The organism is Limnohabitans sp. (assembly GCF_031538885.1).
Lineage (GTDB): Bacteria > Pseudomonadota > Gammaproteobacteria > Burkholderiales > Burkholderiaceae_C > Limnohabitans.
Genome location: NZ_JAVKLW010000025.1, coordinates 1 through 22,406, shown reverse-complemented (window position 1 = coordinate 22,406; position 22,406 = coordinate 1). Strand labels below are relative to the sequence as shown.

General features: G+C 57.7%; 23 protein-coding genes and 1 pseudogene. 14 read left to right on the top strand and 10 right to left on the bottom strand.

What is annotated here, in order from left to right; translation table 11 throughout:
- Positions 1-3: 3 nt before the first annotated feature.
- A complete protein-coding gene (locus RMS03_RS01570; RefSeq protein ID WP_310625363.1) occupies positions 4-1,875 on the top strand; it encodes a potassium transporter Kup in 1,872 nt (623 codons plus the stop codon).
- 3 nt (positions 1,876-1,878) lie between these two features.
- On the top strand, positions 1,879-2,832 hold the full coding sequence (gene gshB, locus RMS03_RS01565; RefSeq protein ID WP_310625362.1) for a glutathione synthase: 954 nt from the start codon (positions 1,879-1,881) through the stop codon (positions 2,830-2,832).
- On the opposite strand, the pseudogene RMS03_RS01560 reads toward gshB, so the two are convergent.
- The 5 genes and pseudogenes from RMS03_RS01560 to RMS03_RS01540 form a co-directional block, all read right to left on the bottom strand.
- Positions 2,817-2,963, bottom strand: a pseudogene (locus RMS03_RS01560) (class II glutamine amidotransferase); the annotation flags it as partial. The gene gshB and the pseudogene RMS03_RS01560 sit on opposite strands and share 16 nt — an antisense overlap.
- Before the next feature lie 10 nt (positions 2,964-2,973).
- Positions 2,974-3,177, bottom strand: a complete 204-nt coding sequence (locus RMS03_RS01555; RefSeq protein WP_310625399.1) for a cysteine-rich CWC family protein — start codon at positions 3,175-3,177, stop codon at positions 2,974-2,976.
- Between the two features lie 36 nt (positions 3,178-3,213).
- Positions 3,214-3,609, bottom strand: a complete 396-nt coding sequence (locus tag RMS03_RS01550) for a hypothetical protein (RefSeq protein ID WP_310625361.1) — start codon at positions 3,607-3,609, stop codon at positions 3,214-3,216.
- Between the two features lie 154 nt (positions 3,610-3,763).
- Positions 3,764-5,983, bottom strand: a complete 2,220-nt coding sequence (locus tag RMS03_RS01545; protein WP_310625360.1) for a malate synthase G — start codon at positions 5,981-5,983, stop codon at positions 3,764-3,766.
- Between the two features lie 131 nt (positions 5,984-6,114).
- On the bottom strand, positions 6,115-7,143 hold the full coding sequence (locus tag RMS03_RS01540; protein ID WP_310625359.1) for an SLAC1 anion channel family protein: 1,029 nt from the start codon (positions 7,141-7,143) through the stop codon (positions 6,115-6,117).
- Positions 7,144-7,208: 65 nt separating this feature from the next.
- Between RMS03_RS01540 and RMS03_RS01535 the strand changes: the two genes are divergently transcribed.
- Genes RMS03_RS01535 through RMS03_RS01525 form a run of 3 tightly spaced genes read left to right on the top strand, consistent with a single transcriptional unit; the run spans position 7,209 to position 10,310 of the window.
- Complete coding sequence (locus tag RMS03_RS01535) at positions 7,209-7,832, top strand: LysR family transcriptional regulator (protein WP_310625358.1); 624 nt, start codon at positions 7,209-7,211, stop codon at positions 7,830-7,832.
- Positions 7,829-8,671, top strand: coding sequence for a ChbG/HpnK family deacetylase (locus RMS03_RS01530; RefSeq protein WP_310625357.1), 843 nt, complete (start codon positions 7,829-7,831; stop codon positions 8,669-8,671). The genes RMS03_RS01535 and RMS03_RS01530 overlap by 4 nt, the downstream gene beginning before the upstream one ends.
- A gap of 7 nt (positions 8,672-8,678) precedes the next feature.
- Positions 8,679-10,310, top strand: a complete 1,632-nt coding sequence (locus RMS03_RS01525) for a glycosyltransferase family 39 protein (protein ID WP_310625356.1) — start codon at positions 8,679-8,681, stop codon at positions 10,308-10,310.
- Here the strand turns inward: RMS03_RS01525 and RMS03_RS01520 are convergent.
- Both RMS03_RS01520 and RMS03_RS01515 read right to left on the bottom strand, forming a co-directional pair.
- A complete protein-coding gene (locus RMS03_RS01520; RefSeq protein WP_310625355.1) occupies positions 10,233-10,604 on the bottom strand; it encodes a GtrA family protein in 372 nt (123 codons plus the stop codon). The genes RMS03_RS01525 and RMS03_RS01520 overlap by 78 nt on opposite strands.
- A gap of 7 nt (positions 10,605-10,611) precedes the next feature.
- Entirely contained in the window at positions 10,612-11,667 is a 1,056-nt protein-coding gene (locus RMS03_RS01515; protein ID WP_310625354.1) for a glycosyltransferase family 2 protein, read from the bottom strand.
- Between the two features lie 65 nt (positions 11,668-11,732).
- On the opposite strand from RMS03_RS01515, the gene argS reads away from it, so the two are divergent.
- The 8 genes from argS (at position 11,733) to RMS03_RS01475 (ending at position 19,757) form a co-directional block, all read left to right on the top strand.
- Complete coding sequence (argS, locus tag RMS03_RS01510; RefSeq protein ID WP_310625353.1) at positions 11,733-13,430, top strand: arginine--tRNA ligase; 1,698 nt, start codon at positions 11,733-11,735, stop codon at positions 13,428-13,430.
- A 26-nt stretch (positions 13,431-13,456) separates the two neighbouring features.
- Entirely contained in the window at positions 13,457-14,143 is a 687-nt protein-coding gene (locus tag RMS03_RS01505; protein WP_310625352.1) for an SPOR domain-containing protein, read from the top strand.
- Positions 14,144-14,160: 17 nt separating this feature from the next.
- Positions 14,161-14,820, top strand: a complete 660-nt coding sequence (locus tag RMS03_RS01500) for a thiol:disulfide interchange protein DsbA/DsbL (RefSeq protein ID WP_310625351.1) — start codon at positions 14,161-14,163, stop codon at positions 14,818-14,820.
- Between the two features lie 123 nt (positions 14,821-14,943).
- Positions 14,944-15,468, top strand: a complete 525-nt coding sequence (lptA, locus tag RMS03_RS01495; protein WP_310625350.1) for a lipopolysaccharide transport periplasmic protein LptA — start codon at positions 14,944-14,946, stop codon at positions 15,466-15,468.
- Positions 15,465-16,247 carry an LPS export ABC transporter ATP-binding protein gene (gene lptB, locus RMS03_RS01490; RefSeq protein ID WP_310625349.1) on the top strand — a complete coding sequence of 261 codons (783 nt, stop codon included), beginning with the start codon at positions 15,465-15,467 and terminating at the stop codon, positions 16,245-16,247. The genes lptA and lptB overlap by 4 nt, the downstream gene beginning before the upstream one ends.
- A 2-nt stretch (positions 16,248-16,249) precedes the next feature.
- A complete protein-coding gene (locus RMS03_RS01485; RefSeq protein ID WP_310625348.1) occupies positions 16,250-17,821 on the top strand; it encodes an RNA polymerase factor sigma-54 in 1,572 nt (523 codons plus the stop codon).
- A gap of 62 nt (positions 17,822-17,883) precedes the next feature.
- Complete coding sequence (locus RMS03_RS01480; protein ID WP_310625347.1) at positions 17,884-19,314, top strand: THUMP domain-containing protein; 1,431 nt, start codon at positions 17,884-17,886, stop codon at positions 19,312-19,314.
- Positions 19,311-19,757 carry a putative toxin-antitoxin system toxin component, PIN family gene (locus RMS03_RS01475; protein ID WP_310625346.1) on the top strand — a complete coding sequence of 149 codons (447 nt, stop codon included), beginning with the start codon at positions 19,311-19,313 and terminating at the stop codon, positions 19,755-19,757. The genes RMS03_RS01480 and RMS03_RS01475 overlap by 4 nt, the downstream gene beginning before the upstream one ends.
- A gap of 59 nt (positions 19,758-19,816) precedes the next feature.
- Here RMS03_RS01475 and RMS03_RS01470 read toward each other — a convergent pair whose 3' ends face one another.
- The 3 genes from RMS03_RS01470 to RMS03_RS01460 are packed head-to-tail and all read right to left on the bottom strand — an operon-like array spanning position 19,817 to position 21,710.
- Positions 19,817-20,332: a CinA family protein gene (locus RMS03_RS01470; RefSeq protein WP_310625345.1), complete on the bottom strand. Its 516-nt coding sequence runs from the start codon at positions 20,330-20,332 to the stop codon at positions 19,817-19,819.
- Positions 20,329-20,817, bottom strand: a complete 489-nt coding sequence (locus tag RMS03_RS01465; protein WP_310625344.1) for a phosphatidylglycerophosphatase A — start codon at positions 20,815-20,817, stop codon at positions 20,329-20,331. Before RMS03_RS01465 ends, RMS03_RS01470 begins: the two co-directional genes overlap by 4 nt.
- Positions 20,811-21,710 carry a LysR family transcriptional regulator gene (locus RMS03_RS01460; RefSeq protein ID WP_310625343.1) on the bottom strand — a complete coding sequence of 300 codons (900 nt, stop codon included), beginning with the start codon at positions 21,708-21,710 and terminating at the stop codon, positions 20,811-20,813. Before RMS03_RS01460 ends, RMS03_RS01465 begins: the two co-directional genes overlap by 7 nt.
- A gap of 242 nt (positions 21,711-21,952) precedes the next feature.
- Here RMS03_RS01460 and RMS03_RS01455 point away from each other — a divergent pair, with 242 nt between their 5' ends.
- Positions 21,953-22,270, top strand: a complete 318-nt coding sequence (locus RMS03_RS01455) for a hypothetical protein (RefSeq protein WP_310625342.1) — start codon at positions 21,953-21,955, stop codon at positions 22,268-22,270.
- The last annotated feature ends 136 nt before the right edge of the window (positions 22,271-22,406 follow it).

The following is a 22,406-nucleotide window of genomic DNA, read 5'->3' as shown; positions in this document are numbered from 1 at the left end:
TTGATGGAACAGCACGGAAAGTCGTCGCTTGCGGCGCTCACACTTGGCGCGATTGGTGTGGTTTACGGCGATATCGGCACCAGTGTGTTGTATGCGATGAAGGAAGTGTTTGGTTCCGGCCATGTGCAGTTCACGCCAGACAACATCTACGGCATTTTGTCTATCTTCTTTTGGACGTTGACCGTCATTGTGTCCATCAAGTATGTGGCCTTGGTGTTGCGTGCCGATAACCACGGTGAAGGTGGCTTGGTCGCCATGCTGGCTTTGGCGTCCGTGGCGGTGAAAGACCGGCCCGTGTTGCGTCACCGCATGTTGATCGTCGGTATCTTTGGTACTTGCTTGTTTTATGGCGATGGGGTGATTACCCCCGCCATTTCGGTGTTGTCGGCGGTGGAGGGCTTGGAGGTGGTTTCGCCTGCTTTCAAGAAGTATGTGATCCCACTCACCATTGTTATTTTGTTTGGCCTCTTTGCTGTGCAAAAGCGTGGCACCAGCGGTATTGGCAAGTTCTTTGGTCCGATCACTGTGGTGTGGTTTGCTGTGATTTCTGCCTTGGGCGTCGGCCACATCGCCTCTCATCCAGAAATTTTGTGGGCCATCAGCCCGCACCATGCGTTGCGCTTCATCTTTACCGAGCCTGAAGTGACCTTCTTGATTTTGGGCGCGGTAGTGTTGTGCGTGACCGGTGGCGAGGCTTTGTATGCGGACATGGGGCACTTTGGTAAGAAGCCCATTCGTATTGCATGGTTCTTCATCGTCATGCCCTCCTTGACCTTGAACTACTTTGGCCAAGGTGCGTTGCTGCTCAACGAACCTGAGGCCGTGACCAACCCCTTCTTCAACATGGCCCCCGATTGGTTGCTCGTGCCCTTGGTCGGTTTGGCTACGGCGGCGACAGTCATTGCCTCGCAGGCACTGATTTCGGGTGCGTTCAGTGTGACCAAGCAAGTGGTACAACTGGGCTTTTTGCCGCGCTTGCAGGTGCTGCACACCAGTGTCAAAGACACGGGCCAGATCTACATTCCTTTTGTGAACTGGGGCTTGTTTGCCGTCATCGTGTTGGCGGTGATGATGTTTAAAACATCGAGTAACTTAGCGGCCGCCTATGGCATTGCCGTGTGCACCGACATGCTCATCACCACCGTGCTGACTTTCTTTGTGATTCACTACGGTTGGAAATACCCGTTTTGGTGGTGTTTGGCGGCCACGAGCTTTTTCTTTGCCATCGACTTTGTGTTCTGGGCCTCGAATTTGTTGAAGCTGTTCGAAGGTGGTTGGTTCCCATTGCTGATTGCTTCCGTCATCATGATGCTCATGCTCACATGGCGTGATGGCCGCGGTATTCTTTATGAGAAGCGCAAAGAAGATGCCTTGGATCTGACGAGCTTCTTAGAGGCCGTTTTCGTGTCGCCTCCCACGCGCGTGGACGGGACGGCGGTCTTTTTGACATCTGGCAAAGGTGCTGTGCCTAACGCCATGCTGCATAACCTCAAGCACAACAAAGTGCTGCACAAGCAAAACCTGTTCGTGAACGTGCAAAACCATGAAGTGCCGTGGATTGAAGAGAAAGAGCGCCTTGAAATTACAGCGATTGGCAATGAATGTTGGCAGGTGGTGATTCACTATGGCTTCAAAGATGATCCTGATGTGCCAGGCGCTTTGAGTCATCTCAACGGCATGGGCTGTGAAGTTAGCCCCATGACCACCAGCTACTTCTTGTCGCGTGACAGTATCGTGCCCACGGTGGGCGGCGGCATGTCGCAATGGCGTGAAAAATTGTTCGCGCAAATGCACCTCAATGCCAGCTCGGCGGCCGACTTCTTGAACTTGCCCAGCAACTCTGTCGTAGAGTTGGGCAGCAAAATCGAAATCTAAAACATGCACATCCTCTTCGTCGCAGACCCGTTGTCGTCCTTCAAAATTTACAAGGACACCACCTTTGCGATGATGCGTGAGGCCCAGCGCCGTGGCCACCAGGTGTTGGCTTGTGAGCCGCAAGACATCGTGTGGCAAAGCGGTCAGCAAGTGTCCGCACGTGTGCAACAGGTGCGATTAACGGGTGACGCTGAGCATTGGCTTGAAGTGCAAAGCGTGGACGAGCACTATGCACTCAAAAGCGCAGATGCCATCGTCATGCGCAAAGACCCGCCCTTTGACAGCGAGTACTTCTATGCCACGCATTTGCTGGAACAAGCCGAGCGCGAAGGGGCCAAGGTGTTCAACAAACCACGCGCCTTGCGCGACCACCCCGAGAAGTTAGCGATTCTCGAATTTTCACAGTTCATCAGCCCCACGTTGGTAACGCGCAGTGCAGATGCCATTCGCGCCTTTCACGCCCAACACCGCGACATCATTTTGAAACCTCTCGATGGTATGGGCGGCATGGGCATCTTCCGCGTCAAAGACAATGGCCTGAACCTCGGCGCCATCATCGAAACACTCAACCGTGACGGCGCACAAACCGTGATGGTGCAAAAGTTTATCCCCGCCATCGACAAAGGCGACAAGCGCGTGCTCGTCATCGGTGGCAAGGTCGTGCCTTATTGCTTGGCGCGTATCCCGCAAGGCGGCGAAGTGCGTGGCAACTTGGCCGCAGGCGGCAAAGGCGTGGCGCAAGCCATCTCTGCACGCGACCAAGAAATTGCCAAGGCACTCGGCCCCATCCTCGCGCAGCGCGGCTTGCTGTTGGTCGGCTTGGATGTCATTGGTGACTACCTCACCGAAGTGAACGTGACCAGCCCGACGTGCTTTCAAGAAATCTTTGACCAAACCAGCTTCGATGTGTCCGCGATGTTCATCGACGTGCTGGAGGTCGCAGCAAACACCCAATAACGTCCCCACAGCTCACGCACAAAAGGATGGCAGTTCTCCAGCGCTACCGCCCCTTGCGTGGCTTTGCGAATATGGGAAATGACGTTGCGACTTTTGATCGGGTAGTTGCGAATCAGCTCCGCCACTGGCGCTGGCCCTCCCTCACTCGTGGGCGTTGTTGCACGTGACGCAGGCTTGGCAAATACAGGCTTGGCGCTGTGCGGCAGCAGGCACTTGTGCCAAAAGTTCGGGCAAGAAAAAGGCTTGCACACACCAGCACGTCGCAGCGGGGTGGCCTGTGATTTTGGCGACCTCCATGGCGCACTGGTTTGGCTGGCCGCACAAGGGGCAGGCGCAAGCATCCACGCAAGAGGGGGTTGCTCGATGCAAACTCAACTCACCTTACTCGCCAGGCGCTGGTGCGACTTTGGTGATGAAGTATGCCGTCTCGCCAAAGCAGGTGGGTAGCCCTTGGTGTTGCTCGTATTGCAGCACCACTTTCTGACCAATGCTGGCGTTGATTTGCTCCGCCACGGCTGCATCACGCACGGTGAATGCAAACTTTTCGGGGATGGTGGGCATCACCGCCAACGCACGCACTTGCTCACCTTCCCACGTTTTGCAAATCCAGCCTTTGTAAGACAGTTTTTGCACAAAGCCCACGCTCTCGCCCTTGGAGTAGGTGAAGTGGTACGAGAACAGCAAATAGCCACCGATCAACAGGAACGCGGCCAACAGCAAGCCGCCCACAGTGCGCAAGGCAAAACGGAGAGTGGCGGTAATTAAAGGGTGTGTCATGGGTGTGTTCTCAAAAATATGCAGTGGCATGAATCATAGTGTGACCGCACGGACGACAGCGACGAACGACGACGATGGCAGCGACGGCCACAACGCACACAACAACGGACCCCGAAGGAGCCGCTGCTGTGGATGCGTTCAAGAAGGCGAGTGATTAAACCTGCCCCGCTTTCACTTTCAAACGCCATGCGTGCAGCAAGGGCTCGGTGTAGCCGCTAGGCTGCTCCTTGCCTTTGAACACCAAGTCGAGGGCGGCTTGGTAAGCCGGTGCTTTGGCAAAGCGGCCCGCCATTTTTTGGTAAGCCTTGTCGCCTGCATTTTGTTTGTCCACCACCGAGGCCATGCGCTTGAACGTGGCTTTCACGTCCGCAGGTGTGACCACCCCGTGGTGCAGCCAGTTGGCGATGTGTTGGCTGGAAATGCGCAAGGTGGCACGGTCTTCCATCAGGCCGACGTTGTGGATGTCTGGCACTTTCGAGCAGCCCACGCCTTGGTCAATCCAGCGCACCACGTAGCCCAGGATGCCTTGCACGTTGTTGTCCAACTCTTGCTGCTTCTCGGCGGGCTTCCAGTTAGGTGTAGCCACCACGGGCACTTGTAGCAAATCGTTCAAGAGGCTGTCACGCACCTTGTTGTAATCGACCTTCTCCAACTCTTTTTGCACGTCTGCCACTTTGACTTGGTGGTAATGCATGGCGTGCAGCACAGCGGCGGTGGGGCTGGGCACCCACGCGGTGTTGGCCCCTGCTTTGGGGTGACCAATTTTTTGCTTCAGCATCTCGGCCATCAAGTCTGGCATGGCCCACATGCCTTTGCCGATTTGCGCCTTGCCGCGCAAGCCACAAGACAAGCCTGCCAAGACGTTGTTCTTTTCGTAGGCTTGAATCCATGCGCTGGTCTTCATCTCGCCTTTGCGCAACATGGGGCCCGCTTGCATGGCGGTGTGCATTTCGTCGCCGGTGCGGTCCAAGAAGCCAGTGTTGATGAACGCCACACGGCTGGCCGCGGCGGCGATACAGGCTTTCAAGTTCACGCTGGTGCGACGCTCTTCGTCCATGATGCCCAGCTTGACGGTGCTGTCAGCGAGACCCAAGACCTTCTCCACGCGGCCAAACAGTTCACAAGCGAACGCCACCTCGGCAGGGCCGTGCATTTTGGGCTTGACGATGTAGACCGAACCTGTGCGTGAGTTGCGAATGCCTTTTTTGCCGTGGCCTTGCAAGTCGTGCAAGGCGATGGTGGTGGTGGTGACCGCGTCCATGATGCCTTCTGGAATTTCATGCATCTGACCATCTTTGCCTTTGTAAAGAATGGCAGGGTTGGTCATCAAGTGGCCCACGTTGCGAAGGAACAGCAACGAGCGGCCATGCAATTTGACGGGCTGGCCGTTTTTGCCTTTGTATTCGCGGTCGGCATTCAAACCACGTGTGAAGGTCTTGCCACCTTTTTCCACGGTCTCAGTCAGCGTGCCTTTGACGATGCCCAACCAGTTGCTGTAGGCCAGCACTTTGTCGTCCGCGTCCACCACGGCCACGGAGTCTTCCAAGTCGAGGATGGTAGACAAGGCCGCTTCAACAATCAGGTCGCTCACGCCAGCGGGGTCGGTGGCGCCAATGGGCGTGTTGCGGTCGATGCGCAAATCGAGGTGCAAACCGTTGTGGATGAACAGCACAGATGAAGGGTCAGACATCTTGCCTTGGAAGCCCACAAACTGTGCAGCCTTGGCCAGCTTGGTGGTCTTGCCACCTTTGAGGGTGACGACCAATTCACCGTTCACCACGGCGTAGCCTGTGGAGTCGATGTGCGAGCCGCTCTTCAAAGGCACGGTGCGGTCGAGCACGTGGCGTGCATAGGCAATGACCTTGGCACCACGCTTGGGGTTGTAAGCGCCCGCTTTTTCGCAGCCACCTTTTTCTGCGATGGCGTCTGTGCCATACAAAGCGTCGTACAAAGAGCCCCAGCGTGCGTTGGCTGCGTTCAATGCGTAACGTGCGTTGAGCACGGGCACCACCAACTGTGGGCCAGCTTGTACCGCGAGTTCCGCATCGACGCGTGTGGTGGTCGCGTTGACCTTGTCGGGTTGCGGCACGAGGTAGCCAATTCCCCCCAAAAACTTGCGATAAGCCGACATGTTTTTGATGGGGCCTGGGTTGGCGCTGTGCCATGCATCCATCTCGGTTTGCAGGCGGTCACGTTCGGCCAGCAAGGCGATGTTCTTGGGTGCCAAGTCTTGCACGATGGCGTCAAAGCCTTTCCAAAATTGATCGCCGCTCACGCCGGTGTCGGGCAATACTTTGGTCTCGATGAATTTGTACAAGTTGGTGGCAACTTGCAGGTTGCGTACGTGTGTGCGTTTGGTGGTGTCTTGGCTCATGGTGCAGTCTCTCTGGATAAATCGAAAAGGAAAAATCAGGACGAATCTTATTGGATTGCATGGGGTCAATTGCATCGCCAGCTTTTGGACTGTCGTGACAAATAAGTAGGTAATCTGTGGGGTGTTGGTTTTTATTTCTCAGGCACTAGCAATTGACCGTGACGCAAACCGCGCCAAGTGCCCAAGGTCAAGCCCAGAATCAACAGCGAGGTGACAGCTAAAAGCAAGGTCGCTGGCAGTTGCAGCCAAGCGCCGCCGTGGGCTTGCGACATGCGCAGCGTGAGCGTGGTGAACGCTGCCATGGGAAAGCTCATGCCCCAATGTGGCAAGCCAAAGGCTTGTTCAAAGATGGTGTGAATTTGCGTGAGTGACAGGGCCAAACAAAACAGACCAATGCCCCAGGAGCCCCAAGCCAAACTTAGTGGCGCATCCAATTGCAAAAAGCACAGACCGACGATGGAGGGGGCCACGACGGTGATAAAGATCGTGGGGCTCATGCGTGCAGGCAGAGGCCCTGCTTGCACCATGCGAACCAGCAGCATCGTTTGCAGCACGGGCCACAGCAGCAAACCCACGCCAAACTGTGCCGTTGCCCAAGCCTCTAAGCCCACGGTCACGCCAGCCATAGGGGCCAACACATTGCCGATGACGGGAATGAAAAACACAGGCGTGAATGTGGCCCATTGCAAGCCTCCGGCGTCAGCGGTGTTGAGCCAGCGTGCAAGCACCCAAACGGTGGCCGCAATCTCTAACACCGAACCCAATACCCAAGCGAATGTCAGCAAGGTGTCGAGCGTGCGCGAGGTGTTCCAAAACAAAGACACGCCAATGCCCGCCAACAGCATGATGGATAAAGGCAGTGTGGCCATGAATGCGTGACGCACAGGATGACGCATGTCAGCTGCTACGGCGTCGGGGTGTACCATTAAACGGACAACGCAACAGATGCACAACAGCACGAAAACAAACAACGCAAACAAGGCGGCCACCAGGCCTAAGCCAAGAGCGGTTTCACCCAATACATCGGCAGCACGCAGCCATGCCAGTGACAAGCCGCACCACCCCATGACCAACGCAAACCATGCGGGGGCGAGGTGCTCCAAGTGTGCAATGGCGCGTGTGAGGCGATGGTTCGAGCGTGTGGGGGAAGGGGTGGTCATAGTGTTGGATTTTAGGGGTCACCCATCTGGCAAGGCGATTGGCAGAGGGGATGGATAATTGCCGTATGGACAAACTCAAAGCCTTTGAGTCTTTCGTGTCAGTGGCATTGAAGGGCAGCTTGACCGCTGCCGCCAAAGCCGAGGGCGTGGCACCCGCCATCGTGGGACGTCGCTTGGACAGCTTAGAAGCTCACTTGGGCGTCAAGCTCTTGGTGCGCACCACACAACGCATCACGCTCACACACGAAGGCACGGTATTCCTCGAAGACTGTCAACGCTTGCTGGCCGATGTGGCCAACGCTGAGGCGAGCGTGCGTGCGGGTGGTTTGAAAGCGAGCGGGCATTTGCGCATCACCACGCCGGCTGGGTTTGGTCGTCGCCATGTGGCGCCCCTGCCCCCCCAGTTTCACCACCTACACCCGAGTGGACCGATGGACTGCTCGGATGGGCAAGTCCTGCACGACTGGTGTTTGGCGGGCCACAGCATTGCGTGGCGCAGCACGTGGGAGGTGGCGTCTAAGATCAGCAGCGGCCAATTGGTGCCTGTGCTGGAGGCCTTTGCGGTGCCACCCAATGGCATTTACGCGGTGTTCTCGCAGCGCAAAAATTTGCCTCTGCGTTTGCGCTTATGGATTGACTTTCTCAAAGACCACTACGGTCAAAGCACGTATTGGAGTGCGGGCGCATGACGCAGCACCTCATGCAAGATGTGGTGCTCTGCGCCGACGACTATGCGTTGAACGCCCCCGTCTCGCAAGGCATCGTGGCTTTGACCATGCTGGGCCGCTTGAGTGCCACCAGTGTGATGAGCCTGTCTGCGCGTTGGGCTGAAGATGCACCCGCTTTGCGCGAGGTACGCCAGCGTTTGGATGTGGGCTTGCATTTGGACTGGACCAGCCCCTTTGCGGTGGCTGCAGGCCATGGCAGTGGGTTGACGCGTGTGATGCTGCGTGCGGCGCTGCGCCTCTATGCGCAAAAAAACATAGAAGCGGAAATTGAACGGCAACTCGACGCCTTTGAAGTCCATTGGCAAGCTGCGCCAGACCACATCGACGGCCATCAACACATCCAGCAGTTCCCCGTGTTGCGTGATGCCTTGAGCGAGGTACTGATGCGCCGCTATGGCGCGCACCAGCCGCGTCCTTGGTTGCGTATCTCGCAGGTGGCCCAGCCTGGCCTCAAAGCCCGCATCATTTCTGTCATGGGTGCTCAGGCCTTGCACCATTGGGCGCAGCAGCACGCGTGGCCCACGGTCAGCCCTTTGCTCGGTACCTATGGGTTTGATGGTGGTCTCGACGATTACGCGCGCCACATGCAAAATTGGTTAGCCGATTTACCCCCCTGTTCGCTGGCCCATCCAGCCGCCCTCATCATGTGTCACCCCGCAGTGTCGGCCCAAGCGGATGATGCGATTGGCGCAGCACGCAAGCGCGAATTCGCTTACCTCGCCAGCCATGACTTTGTGCAACACATGCGCAATGCCAAGGCGCGTTTGGTGCGCGGCAGTGGCAAACCTATTGAGATCTGAGACACGCATGACCTTTTCTTTCTTGGCCTCTGAACGTTGGCGCACACATGGGCGTATGCGTGGGGCCCTGTGGCTCCTACCCGTGTTGCTGCTGGTGTTGGCCAGCGTGCGCCCCCTGTCCATCCCCGATGAAGGCCGTTATGCCGAAGTCGGTCGCTGGATGTGGATGACGGGCGATTGGCTCACGCCACGCGTGGACGGCATCCCGTTCTTTCACAAACCACCGCTTTTGTATTGGTTGGAGGCGGCATCGATGGCCGTGTTTGGTGCGACGCCTTGGGCCGCACGTTTGGTGGTGGCCTTGCATGCGTGTTTGATGCTGGGCCTGATGGCCGCTTGTGTGCGTCACTTTGCTGACGCAGACGTGGCGCGTCGCGCCACTTGGGTGCTGGGCACCAGCATGACTTTTTTGATTGCGGGTCAATACGTCAACACCGACATGCTGGTAGCCACATGGATGGGCGTGGCCATTTGGTGTTTTGCGCGTGCCTTCATGCACGAGGGCGGCATCCATGCCAATTGGGCGCGTGCTGGTTTTTTGGCTTGTGCTTTGGGGGTGCTGAGCAAAGGCTTGATTGGTTTGCTCTTGCCCGGTTTGGTGTTGGTGGTGTGGATTGCCTACACCCGTCAGTGGCGCAAAATTTTGGCCCTACCGTGGCTGAGTGGCCTGTTGCTGTTTGCGGCAGTGGCCTTGCCGTGGTTTGTGTTGGCCGCGCGTGAACACCCTGACATGCTGGCGTATATGTTTGGCAAGCACCAGTTTGGTCGCTACACCGCCACCACCTTCAACAATGCGCGTCCTTGGTGGTTCTATGGGGTGGCCGTGACGATGCTGTTGTTCCCATGGATTTTCTTCGTCGCCGCCGATGGTGTGCAGCGTGTGCGCGGCCATGCGGGTGACGAACACAGCGCTTGGGTCGCGCTGTGTTGGATTTGGGTGCTCGCCATTTTGGGTTTTTTCTCCATCCCCAACTCCAAACTCACTGGCTATGCGCTGCCCGTCATGCCCGCACTGGCCGTGTTGGCGGCGTTGTGGTGGCAGCGCTACCTCTCCCCGCGTGCGTGGAGCGCGGGTTTGTTTGCCGCCTTGTCTCTGGTGGCTGTGGGCGTGGCTATCTTTGCCAACCACTACGCAGGCCAGTTCACGCTGAAGCGCAGCACGCGTGGCGTCGCCCAAACCGTGGCTTGCCAAGTGGCCCCTGACGAGGTGCTGGCCGTGATGGACGACTATCCGTATGACGTGATGTTTTATGCCCAACGCACACGCCCCATTGAAGTGATTCAAGACTGGGCGCGTGAGCGGCAAGAGGCGGGTGACGATTGGCGGCGCGAGTTGATGGACGGCGTGGACTTTGATCCAGCCTCAGGCGTTGTACTGCAACCGATGTCGCGCTTGGCTGTGTTGCGCAGCGACCCGCACGCGTGGGTGCTGGCACCGCGTTGGCACAAAGCCTTCCGAGCCGAAACCTACGCGGGCTTCAGCGAAGTCTACAAAGATGATGCGTGGATTTTGTATCGCGGCGTGAGCATCGCGCCAAATGCAAGCAAGGCGCCTAGCTCATCAACGCACGCGGCGAAAAGCCCAGAAACGACTGAGCAAAAAAGTCTGCGCGGATGCGAAGACCAGCGCAAAAAATAAGGCCAACCAGTCAGGCAAATTCAGCCCGCGCAGCAGCGCCACAAACATCACCTCGTTGGCCGCAAAGCCCGCCAGTGCGGTGGCCGCAAAGCGACGAAGGCTTTGCCACAAACCCGTGCCTGCATCGCTGAAACTCAAGCCGCGGTGGCCTGCAAAGCTCACCACAAACGCCACGCAAAAGCCCGCTGCATTGGCCGCCTCGGGCCACATGTAAGGCGTGGCCCACATGAACACAACCATGTGGACGGCTGCTGCTGCTGCGCCCACCCCCAAAAACCAAAGACTGGTGCGCATGTTGGGTTCAGACCGGATGCGGTGGCTCGGTATCGACCACCTCGGGCGCGACAACCTTGACGAGTGCCAGCCCCAAGCCAGCGCCCCAGCGGTGGCTCACCAAATACATGGGACGCTGCTTCACCTCTTCGTAAATGCGGCCCACGTATTCGGCCAGCACGCCGATGGACAGCAGCTGAATGCCACTGAAAAACATCATGCCCACCACCAGCGTGGCGTAGCCCGGCACATCAATGCCCCACATGAAATATTCAGCAATCACCCAAGCGCCATAGCCCAAAGACAACATGGCCAGCATCAAGCCAGTGATGGTCAAAGCGCGCAGGGGTGCAATTGAAAACGCCAATACCCCCGTCAGCGCCAATGCAAAAGAGCCGCGCAAACCAAAACTGCTTTCGCCCGCAGCGCGGGGCAGTGGCTCATAGTCCATCGCGGTGCTGGCAAACCCCACCCAAGCGTACAAACCTTTCATGAAACGGTTGCGCTCGGGCAGTTGCTTTAACGCCTCCACCACGCGGCGGTCTATCAAGCGGAAGTCGCCTGCGTGGGCCGGAATTTTCACGCGGTTGCCCGCGTTGATGAGTTTGTAAAACAGGCCCGTCAACCCCGCGTGCAAAGCCGATTGGTCGTCACGTGTGCGGCGAATGGCGTACACCACATCCGAGCCCTCGCGCCAGCGTTGCAGCATGTCTGCTACCAGCGACACGGGGTGCTGGCCGTCTGAATCCATCAGCACCACCACTTCGCCACGCGCAGCATCAAGGCCCGCAGTGAGCGCGGCTTCTTTGCCAAAGTTTCGCGACAGGTTGATGCCCACCACTTCGCGGTGTGTTTCGCACAAGGCTTGAATGACTTGCGCGGTGTCGTCACGGCTGCCGTCGTTGATGAGCACGATCTCTACTTGCGAGCCCAGCGCTTGCAAGGCTTGCAACACCTGCGGCACCAAGGTGCCCAAGTTTTTGTCCTCGTTGTAGGCGGGCATGACGCACGACAGGCTGGGGGTGTATTGAAAACGGTCGAAGGGGGTGAGGTCGTGGGGCGCGCGCATATAAGGGTAGATCATGCCAAAAAATCTGAGCCACCTTTCAATTGCATGTCAATTGCAGGCCCGCCCCGTAAAATCCAGCCATGCTCCAAGTTAAACAAGAATTGCTGGCCGCTCTGAGCCACGCCCTCGACGGGTTGTTGCCCGGCTCCGGCCACAAGGCCGCTTTTGAATCGCCCAAGGTCGCTGCGCATGGCGACTTTGCCATCACCGCGGCCATGCAGTTGGCCAAGCCCCTCAAACTCAATCCCCGCCAACTCGGGGAACAGTTGCGCGATGCGTTGCTGGCCGCGCCTGTGTACCAACAGTGGGTGCAAGACATTGAGATTGCAGGCCCTGGCTTCATCAACATCCGTTTGAAGCCTGCCGCCAAGCAGCAAATCGTGCGTGAGGTGTTGGTGGCCAAAGATAGTTTTGGTTTTCAAGCTGGCAACGGCCAGCGCGTGTTGGTCGAGTTTGTGTCGGCCAACCCCACGGGCCCGCTGCACGTAGGTCACGGTCGCCAAGCGGCGTTGGGCGACGCGATTTGTAATTTGTTTGCCACGCAGGGCTTCAACGTATACCGCGAGTTTTATTACAACGACGCGGGCGTGCAAATCAACACCTTGGCCACCAGCACACAGTTGCGAGCGCAAGGCTTCAAGCCGGGCGACGCGCAGTGGCCGAGTGGCGACAACGCCCCCGCCTACAACGGCGACTACATTGCTGACATTGCCGCCGATTTTTTGGCCAAGAAAACCGTCAAGTCCGACGATCGCGAATTTACAGGTAGTGGGGATGTGACCGACCTCGACGGCATGCGCCAATTCGCCGTGGCCTACCTGCGCCATGAGCAAGACCTTGACTTGAAAGCCTTCGACGTCAAGTTCGACAACTACTACCTCGAGAGCAGCCTCTACACCAGCGGCAAAGTGGCCGATGCGGTGCGCCGTCTGCAAGCCGCTGGCAAAACCTACGAGCAAGACGGTGCCTTGTGGCTCAAGTCCACCGACTACGGCGACGACAAAGACCGTGTGATGCGCAAAGGTGGCGGCACCTACACCTACTTTGTGCCAGACGTGGCGTACCACGTCACCAAGTGGGAGCGCGGCTTCACCAAGGTTGTCAACATCCAAGGCACCGACCACCACGGCACCATCGCCCGCGTGCGTGCTGGTTTGCAAGCCGCCAATGTGGGCATCCCAGAAGGCTACCCCGACTACGTGCTGCACACCATGGTGCGCGTGATGCGCGGTGGCGAAGAGGTGAAGATTTCCAAGCGTGCGGGCAGCTATGTGACGCTACGCGATTTGATTGAGTGGACCAGCAAAGACGCCGTGCGCTTCTTCTTGTTGAGCCGCAAGCCCGACACCGAGTACACCTTCGACGTCGACTTGGCCGTGCAAAAGAACAACGACAACCCCGTGTACTACGTGCAATACGCCCATGCGCGCATCTGCTCGGTGTTACGCGCCTGGGCTGACAAAGACGGTGGCGATGTGGCGATGCTCAAAGACGTGGACTTGTCTGCGCTAGCAAGCCCACAGGCCCAAGCCCTTATGCTGCAACTGGCTAAGTACCCCGCCATGCTCGCGGCCGCATCGGCGGACTTTGCGCCGCATGATGTGACCTTTTACTTGCGTGACCTCGCGGCCAGTTACCACAGCTACTACGACGCTGAGCGCATCTTGGTGGACGACGACGGCGTGAAGAAAGCGCGCTTGGCGCTGGTGGCAGCCACCGCGCAGGTGCTGCACAATGGCTTGGCGGTGTTGGGCGTGTCTGCCCCCGCCAGCATGTGATGAACGAAAGACGGAGAATTTTGAACATGAATCAGCAACGTGGCGGCACCTTGGTGGGCTTCATCATCGGTTTGTTGGTCGGTCTGACCGTGGCCTTGGGCGTCGCCATTTACGTGACCAAAGTGCCGATTCCGTTTATGAACAAAGGACAGACGCGCTCGTCAGACTTGGATGCGGCGGAAGCCGAGAAAAACAAAGACTGGGACCCCAACGCGCCCTTGTACGGCAAGAAGGGGGCGAAGTCGGGCGACAAAGTGAACGAGCCCAAAGTCGACATCAAGCCAGAGCCCAAAGCCGATGCTGCGGCCAAGATCGACCCCAAAAGCGCAGACCCCTTGGGTGATTTAGCCAAGGTGAAAACTGCCGAGCCCAAAACCAAACCGACAGAACCCAAAGTTGTAGAGGCCAAGCCTGCTGCCGAGGCCATCAAACCCACGGACGTCAAGACAGATACCAAACCGGTTGCTGCCAGCAGCGACCCGTTCATTTATTTTGTGCAAGCCGGCGCCTATCGCAGCACCGATGAAGCCGAGGCACAACGCGCCAAGACGGTGTTGCTGGGCTTGGACACCAAGATCAGCGAGCGCGACCAAGGTGGCCGCACGGTCTATCGTGTACGCGTCGGTCCGATGGATAAAATTGAGGCCGAGCGCGTGCGCGCCAAGCTAGACGCCGCTCATATCGATTCCGCCATGGTGCGGGTGCAACGTTAAACACCAAGAGGTCACTCATGAAGCGTCGTGATTTTTCTTTCGCTGCCGTCGGTGCTGCTACGGCGGCTAGTTTGCCGTTGGCAGCCCATGCCCAAGGCTCAACGGCTGCTAAAAAACCCGTGGAAGGCACAGACTACCTGTCCCTCGACAAACGCGTCCCCACTGATGTGGGGGCCGGCAAGATTGAGTTGATCGAGTTTTTTTGGTACAGCTGCCCCCATTGCAATGCGTTTGAGCCCACGTTCTCCGCTTGGGTGAAGGCGGCCCCCAAAGACGTGGTGGTGCAGCGTGTGCCCGTGCGCTTTCGTGACGACTTTGAAGCACAGCAACGTGCGTATTACGTGTTCGAGTCGCTCGGCTTGATCGATGCCATGCACGGCAAACTCTTTCACGCCATTCACACGGAACATCAAGCGCTCAACACGGTCCCTGCCTTGGCCGCATGGGCCAATAAAAATGGGTTGCCTGAAAAGAAGTTTCTGGACACCTTCAACAGCTTTGGCGTCGCCACCAAAGCCCGCCGTGCGACGCAATTGCAAGACGCGTTCAAAGTCCAGGGCGTCCCCGCCTTGGGTGTGGCAGGTCGCTTCTACACAGACGGCTCACTCACCCAGACCATGGACCGTGCCTTGCAGGTCGCCGAATACCTGATGGGCGAAGTGCGTCGCGGTCGTTGAGCTGATTGAAGTCAGCATGAAAATTGCTAAGGTTGATGATTAGAATGCCTTCAATCCAATTAGCAATATTCTCCAATTAGCAATATTTGCACCTTGATTTCATTTGCTTCTTTTTCCCTCGCTTTGTTGATAGCCGTCGTGCCGGTAGCGGCGTCGGCGGAAAAAGCAGATCGCGAAAAACCCACCCACATTGAAGCCGATACCTTGCTGCATGACGAGCTCAAGCAAGTCAGCATCTTTACGGGCCATGCCGTGCTGACCCGAGGCACCATGATCATGCGAGGTTCGCGGATTGAAATGCGCGAAGATGCCGATGGTTATCAATTCGGTGTCATTTTTCCCGAAACTAATAAACGCGCTTTTTTTCGCCAAAAACGCGAAGGCGATGATGAATTCATGGAAGGCGAAGCTTTGCGCATCGAGTTTGATGGCAAGGCTGACCGCGTCAAACTGATCGATAACGCCGAAGTGCGACGCTACCGTGGCGCAGTGTTGAACGACACCATGACCGGAAAACGCATCATTTATGAAAACCTGACCGATGTGTTCAGCATCGATGGCCAGCGCACCGAAGAAGGTGGCAAGGCCAGCGGTGGTCGGGTGCGGGCCGTGTTGGCACCGCGTAGCAAAATATTGGACAAACCGTGATCGAAACATCCACGTCTTCCCCTCGCGCAGACACCACAGAGAGTTGCTTGGAGGCCCGTCATTTGCAAAAAGCGTATGGCAGCCGAAAGGTGGTGCATGACGTGTCGATCTCAGTCAAGAAGGGTGAAGTGGTGGGCTTGCTCGGCCCCAACGGTGCAGGCAAAACTACCTCGTTCTACATGATCGTGGGTTTGGTGCGTGCCGATGGCGGCAGCATCACCATCGATGGCCTGCCTGTGGCGCACTTACCCATTCACCGTCGTTCGCGTTTGGGCTTGAGTTACTTGCCGCAAGAAGCCTCCATCTTTCGCAAACTGAATGTGGAAGACAACGTGCGTGCGGTGCTGGAGTTGCAACGCGACGAGAACGGAACGCCTTTGCAGCACGATGAAATTGAAAAACGTTTGACTTCCTTGTTGCAAGAACTGCATGTGGACCACTTGCGTGCTTCACCCTCAGTGGCCTTGTCGGGCGGTGAGCGTCGCCGCGTGGAGATCGCACGGGCCTTGGCTACCAATCCACGTTTCATTTTGTTGGACGAACCTTTTGCGGGCATTGACCCGATTGCGGTGATTGAGATTCAACGCATCATTGGTTTCTTGAAAGCGCGTGGCATGGGGGTGCTCATCACCGACCATAACGTGCGTGAGACGCTGGGCATTTGCGACCATGCGTGCATCATCAGTGACGGCCGTGTGCTGGCGCAAGGCACGGCGCATGAAATCATCGAGAACGCAGATGTGCGACGCGTGTATCTGGGCGAGCACTTCCGAATGTGACCATGAAACAAGGCTTATCACTTCGCGTTTCGCAACATCTGGCGCTCACGCCCCAGTTACAACAGTCGATCCGACTGTTGCAGTTGTCGACCTTGGAGTTGGGCCAAGAGATAGAGCAAATGCTTGACGAGAACCCGTTTCTCGACAAAGAGTTTGAAGAAGCCCCACGCGAAGAATTCGGCTTGGACAAAGCCGACACGCCTAGCCGTGACGAAGAAGTCGAGTCCATGCGCGAAGTGCCATCCGTGGATGGTGGCATGTCCGAAATCAGTGTGGACAACACAGACAGTGACACCGAGCCCAGCGTGGACGGCGTGGCTGAAAGCTGGGATGGGGATGGCTGTGTCGAGTTCTCTGCCGACGATTCTGAGTGGGGAGGCGACGCGCCGGCCAGCAATCACAACAACACCGCTGACAGCGATACCGCAGACGCCACCGAGCTGGCGCGTATGCAAGAGTCGCTCACCTCGCACTTGCACCGCCAAGCATTGGCGTTGCGCCTGAGCCCGACCGACCGAGCCGCGCTGCGCTACTTGATCGAAAACCTCAACGACGACGGCTATCTGGAAGATACCTTGCGTAGCTTGGCCGAAGGCTTAGGTGGCGATGATGAAGAAGAAATTGAAGAGCTAGCGCACCGCTTCCAAATGGCCTTGTCATTGCTGCAAAGCCTAGAGCCTGTGGGTATGGGGGCGCGTGACTTGGCCGAGTGCTTAACCTTGCAACTCAAAGCCTTGGAGCCCAAAGGCGAGGAGGCGCTGCAAGTGCGTGCAACAGCCATCCGCATGTGCAAGCAGCCGATGGAGATGCTGGCCAAGCGCGACTTCAAACGGCTGGCCGTTATCGTGGGTGACAGCGAAGCCAACATCAAAGTTGCGATTGCACTCATTGCGCGCCTTGAGCCCAAGCCAGGCCGCCGCTTTGCCGATGTGGAGCGCCATGTGGTGGTGCCCGATGTGTTGGTGACGCGTGTGGGCAAGTCCACCATCGCCCCCAAATTCAAGGTGGCGCTCAACCCCGATGTGATGCCCCGTTTGCGGGTGCATGACATTTACGCCAACGCGCTCAGGGGCGGCAAGGGCGAAGCGCACGCAGGCTTGCAGCAACGCTTGCAAGAGGCACGTTGGTTCATCAAGAACATCCAACAGCGCTTTGACACCATCTTGCGTGTGAGCAACGCGATTGCCGAGCGTCAGAAAAACTTTTTCGTGCATGGCGAACTCGCCATGCGACCCATGGTGTTGCGCGAGATTGCTGAGGAATTGGGTCTGCACGAGTCCACCATCAGCCGCGTCACCACCAACAAGTACATGAGCACGCCGTTCGGCACGTTTGAACTCAAATACTTCTTTGGTTCAGGCCTAGAGACTGACAGCGGTAACAACGCATCGAGCACCGCTGTACGCGCCCTCATCAAGCAATTTGTGGCGAGCGAGAAACCCAAAAAGCCACTGTCAGATAATCAGCTCTCCGAAATGCTCAAAGAGCAAGGTATCGAGTGCGCTCGCCGCACCGTGGCCAAATACCGTGAGGCGCTGCGTATTGCGCCCACGACCTTGCGCAAAACCCTCTGATAACTTGCAGCGACAGCGCCTCGGTTGCCTGACAATTCGCGCTGTGCTCAACTGGTAACACGATGAATCAATTACATCTCTTCTTGCCCTGCGCGGCAGGTGTTGAATCCTATTTGGCAGAAGAAGTCCGCCGCATCACCGGCGTGGGCGACGACGACTTGCGTGCGTTTCGTGCCGGCGTGATGGTGCGTGCCTCATGGCGCGATGTGTTGCAACTCAACTTGCACAGCCGTTTGGCCCAGCGCGTCTTGGTTGAGTTGTCGCACACACAGTACCGCCAAGAAGAAGACTTGTACCGCACGGCTTGCGAGGTGGCGTGGGAGCTGTGGTTCTCGCCCAAAGAAAGCTTCAAAATTGAAATCACTGCGCAACACAGCCCGCTCAAAAGCCTGAACTTTGCTGCGCTCAAAATCAAAGACGCGGTGGCTGACCGCTTCCGCCATAAATTTGGCGTGCGCCCCGATGTCAACACGCAATGGCCCGACGCGCGCATCTACGCCCACTTGACGACTGAGCATTGCACCCTCTACATCGATACCTCTGGCGAGCCACTGTTCAAACGCGGCTGGCGCGCCGACAAAGGCGATGCCCCGCTGAAAGAAACACTCGCTGCTGCCATGCTAGCTGCTAGCGGTTGGAGCCAAGGCGACGGCACGGCGGCCAACCCCGACGGGTTGGTGGCCCAAGGCGTGCCTTTGTATGACCCCTGTTGCGGCAGCGGCACCATCGCGATTGAAGCGGCGCAAATTGCCTGCCGTATCGCACCGGGGGCTATGCGTAAATTTGGTTTTCAAAAACTCATTCCCTACCAAGAACATGTGTGGCACGGCTTGCTTGACAACGCCCGTGCCCTAGAGTGCGAACCTCGTGCCGACGTGTTTGGCAGTGACGTGGCGTTTCGCATGGTCGACTTCGCACAACGCAACGCCGAGCGCGCCGGCGTGGCGCACGCGGTGCAATTGCGCGGTGGCGATGCGCTGCAACGCATCCCCCCCAGCGAGATGCCCGGTGTGATGCTGGTCAACCCGCCGTATGGTGAGCGTATCGAGGCTGCCGGTATTGCGGGGGCGGCGCGTCGTGCGCGTTATTCGCCACCCACCGACTATGTGTCGCCTTATGAAGACGTCAATCAGCATGGCGATGCGGGTTTTGATGACGAGGGGTTAGGTGATCGTGAAAACAGCAACGGTATGCTGCGTGACGATGTGCCGCGCTTTGGCGCACGCGACATTGCGCAGACCGAAGACGGCGGCGACTTCTTTGCCCAACTCGCCAGCCACTGGAAGAAAAATTACCCCGGCTGGACCGCATGGATGCTGACGCCCGACCTGAAGTTGCCAAGCCGCATGCGCTTCAAAGAGTCCCGCCGCGTCCCCATGTGGAACGGCCCGATTGAGTGCCGCATGTTCCGCTTTGACCTGCGTGCAGGCTCCATGCGCAACAAGCCTAACGATGCGCCATCTGCTGAGGACAAAGGGCCATCTGCGTCGTGAACGAAGTGGTAGATGCCGCCCCCGTGCATGTGGTGCTCGACACCAACATCGTGCTCGACCTGTGGCTTTATAAAGATGCCGCCACGCCTGCGTTGCTTGATGCGCTTGAACGCAAAACAGTGCAATGGTTGGCTACGCCAGTCATGCGTGACGAGCTAGAGCGCGTGTTGGCCTACACGCACATCGTCAAACGTTTGGAATTCAGCCAACTCACTGCGCAAGACATCTTGGTGCAGTTTGATGCCCATGCGCGGCTCATGCCTGTGGCCGCCAAGGCCTTGTTTGTTTGCAAAGATGCAGACGACCAAAAATTCATCGACCTCGCGGCTGAGCACCAAGCCCAACTCATCAGCAAAGACAAAGCCGTGTTGACCATGCGCAACCGCATGGCGCGTTTGGGGGTGGCGGTGGGCAAGGCGTTTCCAGCCACGCTGCCCGCTTGAGGCGGTGGCAATCTGCTTGCTGAGGGTGCGAAGCGCTGGGTGCTTGCTGATTCAGCGCTTCAGTGCTGCTGGAGCAAGTCGATCAGCGTTTGCAATGCGCGTTGAACTGTTGCTTCCCGCACCGCTGCGCGGTCACCCGCGAAGTGCATTCGCTGCGTTTTGACCCACGCTGTTTCAGCGCCTAGCGTGGGGCCTGCATCGCTGGGGGTGGCCCAAGCCAGCCACACCGTGCCCACGGGCTTGTCGGCAGAGCCGCCTGTGGGCCCCGCCACACCCGTGACGGCTACCGACACCTGCGTACGCGAGTGGCGCAAGGCCCCTAGCGCCATCGCTTGCGCCACGGCCTCGCTGACCGCGCCGTGCTCGGTGATCAAGCCAGAGTCCACGCCCAGCATCTCGTGCTTAGCCTCGTTGGAGTAGGTCACAAAGCCGCGTTCAAACCAACTGCTAGAGCCCGGCACCTCGGTGCAGCGACTGGCGATCAGGCCGCTGGTGCAGCTCTCTGCCGTGGCCAGCATCCAGCCCTGTTGCAGCAGCACCTCGGCGAGTTGTTCAGTCAAGGTAGGTGAACTCATAGCGACCTCCAAATGGCGATGACCAACAAGGTGCAAAACGCAGCCACCAAGTCATCAAAGATGATGCCCCAGCCACCGCGCCAGCCAAATCCTTTGAACAAGCTGTCGGCCCAGCGCACAGGCCCAGGCTTGGCCGCGTCGAAGTAGCGAAACAACAGAAATGCGCCGAGTTGACCGCCAAACGTTGCCGGTGTCACCAGCCAAAGGATGAGCCAAAACGCGATCACCTCGTCCCACACAATCGCCCCCGGATCTGCCACGCCCATGTGTTGTGCGGTGACGGTGCAAGCCCACCAACCGACCAAGATTGATGCGGCAATCACCCACCCCATTTGCCATGGCGTGAGCCAAACTTGCAAGAGCAAAAACACGGCCCACGCCCACAGCGTACCCGCTGTGCCCGGTGCCAAACGCGACAAACCCGCACCGCCCCCGAGCGCGATGAAGTGGGCGGGGTGAGCGAGTAAAAAGCGGCGGTTCAGCATGTGGGTGATGTGGTTTGTAGCCACTGTGCCCAGTGGTCAATGCAAGCTCGGATTTTAGGAAGTCGGTGGCGGCCTGAGAGCATGAAGGCGCTCAGTGCGATGGGAGCATCGTCGATGGCTTCGGCCAGCACTTTGACCAGCTTACCTTGTGTGACCAAGGGTTCCGCCACGATGGAGGTGATGCGTGCAATGCCAAGACCCGCAATAGCCATAGAGGCCACCGTGGCGGTGTTGTCCGCGCTGAAAGGACCTTGTGCGTGGATCGGCGGGGCGTTTTTGAATTGCCAGATATTCAAATGCTTGTGCTGGCTGTTGGCAATCATGGCGTGCTGGCGCAAGTCGTCTGCTTGGGCCGGCGTGCCGTGCGCCTCTAGGTAAGCGGGGCTGGCGTAAAGATGGCGGTGCAATTGCCCCAAGCGGCGCACCACAAATGTGTCGAACTGGGGTTCGCCAGTACGAATGGCGATGTCAATGCCATCACGCGCCATATCTACCAAGGCATCATCCACGCGAAAGTCCACGCGCAAATGGGGGTGGCGAAGGTGCAGCAACGGCAAACTGTCGACCAACAAATGTTGTGCAACGACGGCACTCATGCTCACGCGCACCAAGCCTGAAATGCTGTCTCGGCTCTGGCTGAACTCGGCGTCGAGAGCCTCCACGTCATCCAAGATGCGAACTGCATAGGTGTGCAAAATGTCGCCTTCAGGTGTGAGCGACAAGCCATGCGTGCTGCGAAGAATAAGCTGGGTGCCGTAAGCGGCTTCGATGCGCTGCAAACCACGAGAAACTTGGCTCACAGGCACGTTGCGTTCACGTGCCACAGCGGACAACGTTCCCAGTGCCGCCACCCGTGCAAACAGTCGCAAATCATCAAAGCTCAAATTAACCATGCGTGCATGGTAATAGAGTGCCCTTGCGGGTTATGCAACACCGATTTGCACTGCATGGTGTTTCGCTTTCGGGGGAAGAAAAATACAGTTACCTCACCGATTGAATAAGAGGAGTACTGTGATGCTGGATTTACCCAACGAGCCGATGGCCCCCGCGTTAAGAGCGGCAAGCCGCTACGAACGTCGCCTTGCGCGACACCGCCAATCGCGTGAGGCGGCCTTGGGTGGACGGAGGATTTGATATGCCGATCTTGACACTCAAAATCTCTGCCAATGCACAACTCAAAGATCTACAGGCTTTGAGCCGAGCTCTGGCCGCACTCAGTACCCAAGTGCTGCACAAACGCGCAGACGTGACGTCTGTGGTGTTTCAGCGCATCGCTGCCAACGACTGGTGGGTGGGCGGTGAAGCGTCAGACCAAGTGCTGATGCAACTCGACATTCGCATCACGCAAGGCACCAACACCGAGGCTGAAAAACAAGCCTTCATCGCCCAAGCGTTTGCGCTATTGCCCCAGCATTTGGCCGCAGGTCAGCACATGCACGCGACTTGCTACTAAGGAAGGTCTGCACAACGCATGAATTTGTAGCGTGACTTGTTACGGACTTCACGATGTGCAATTGTGTGCGTCGATAGCACGATTTTTCGGCGTAAGAGACCCATTTCGTCATCCCACCTTTGCCCTCAGGCCCCTT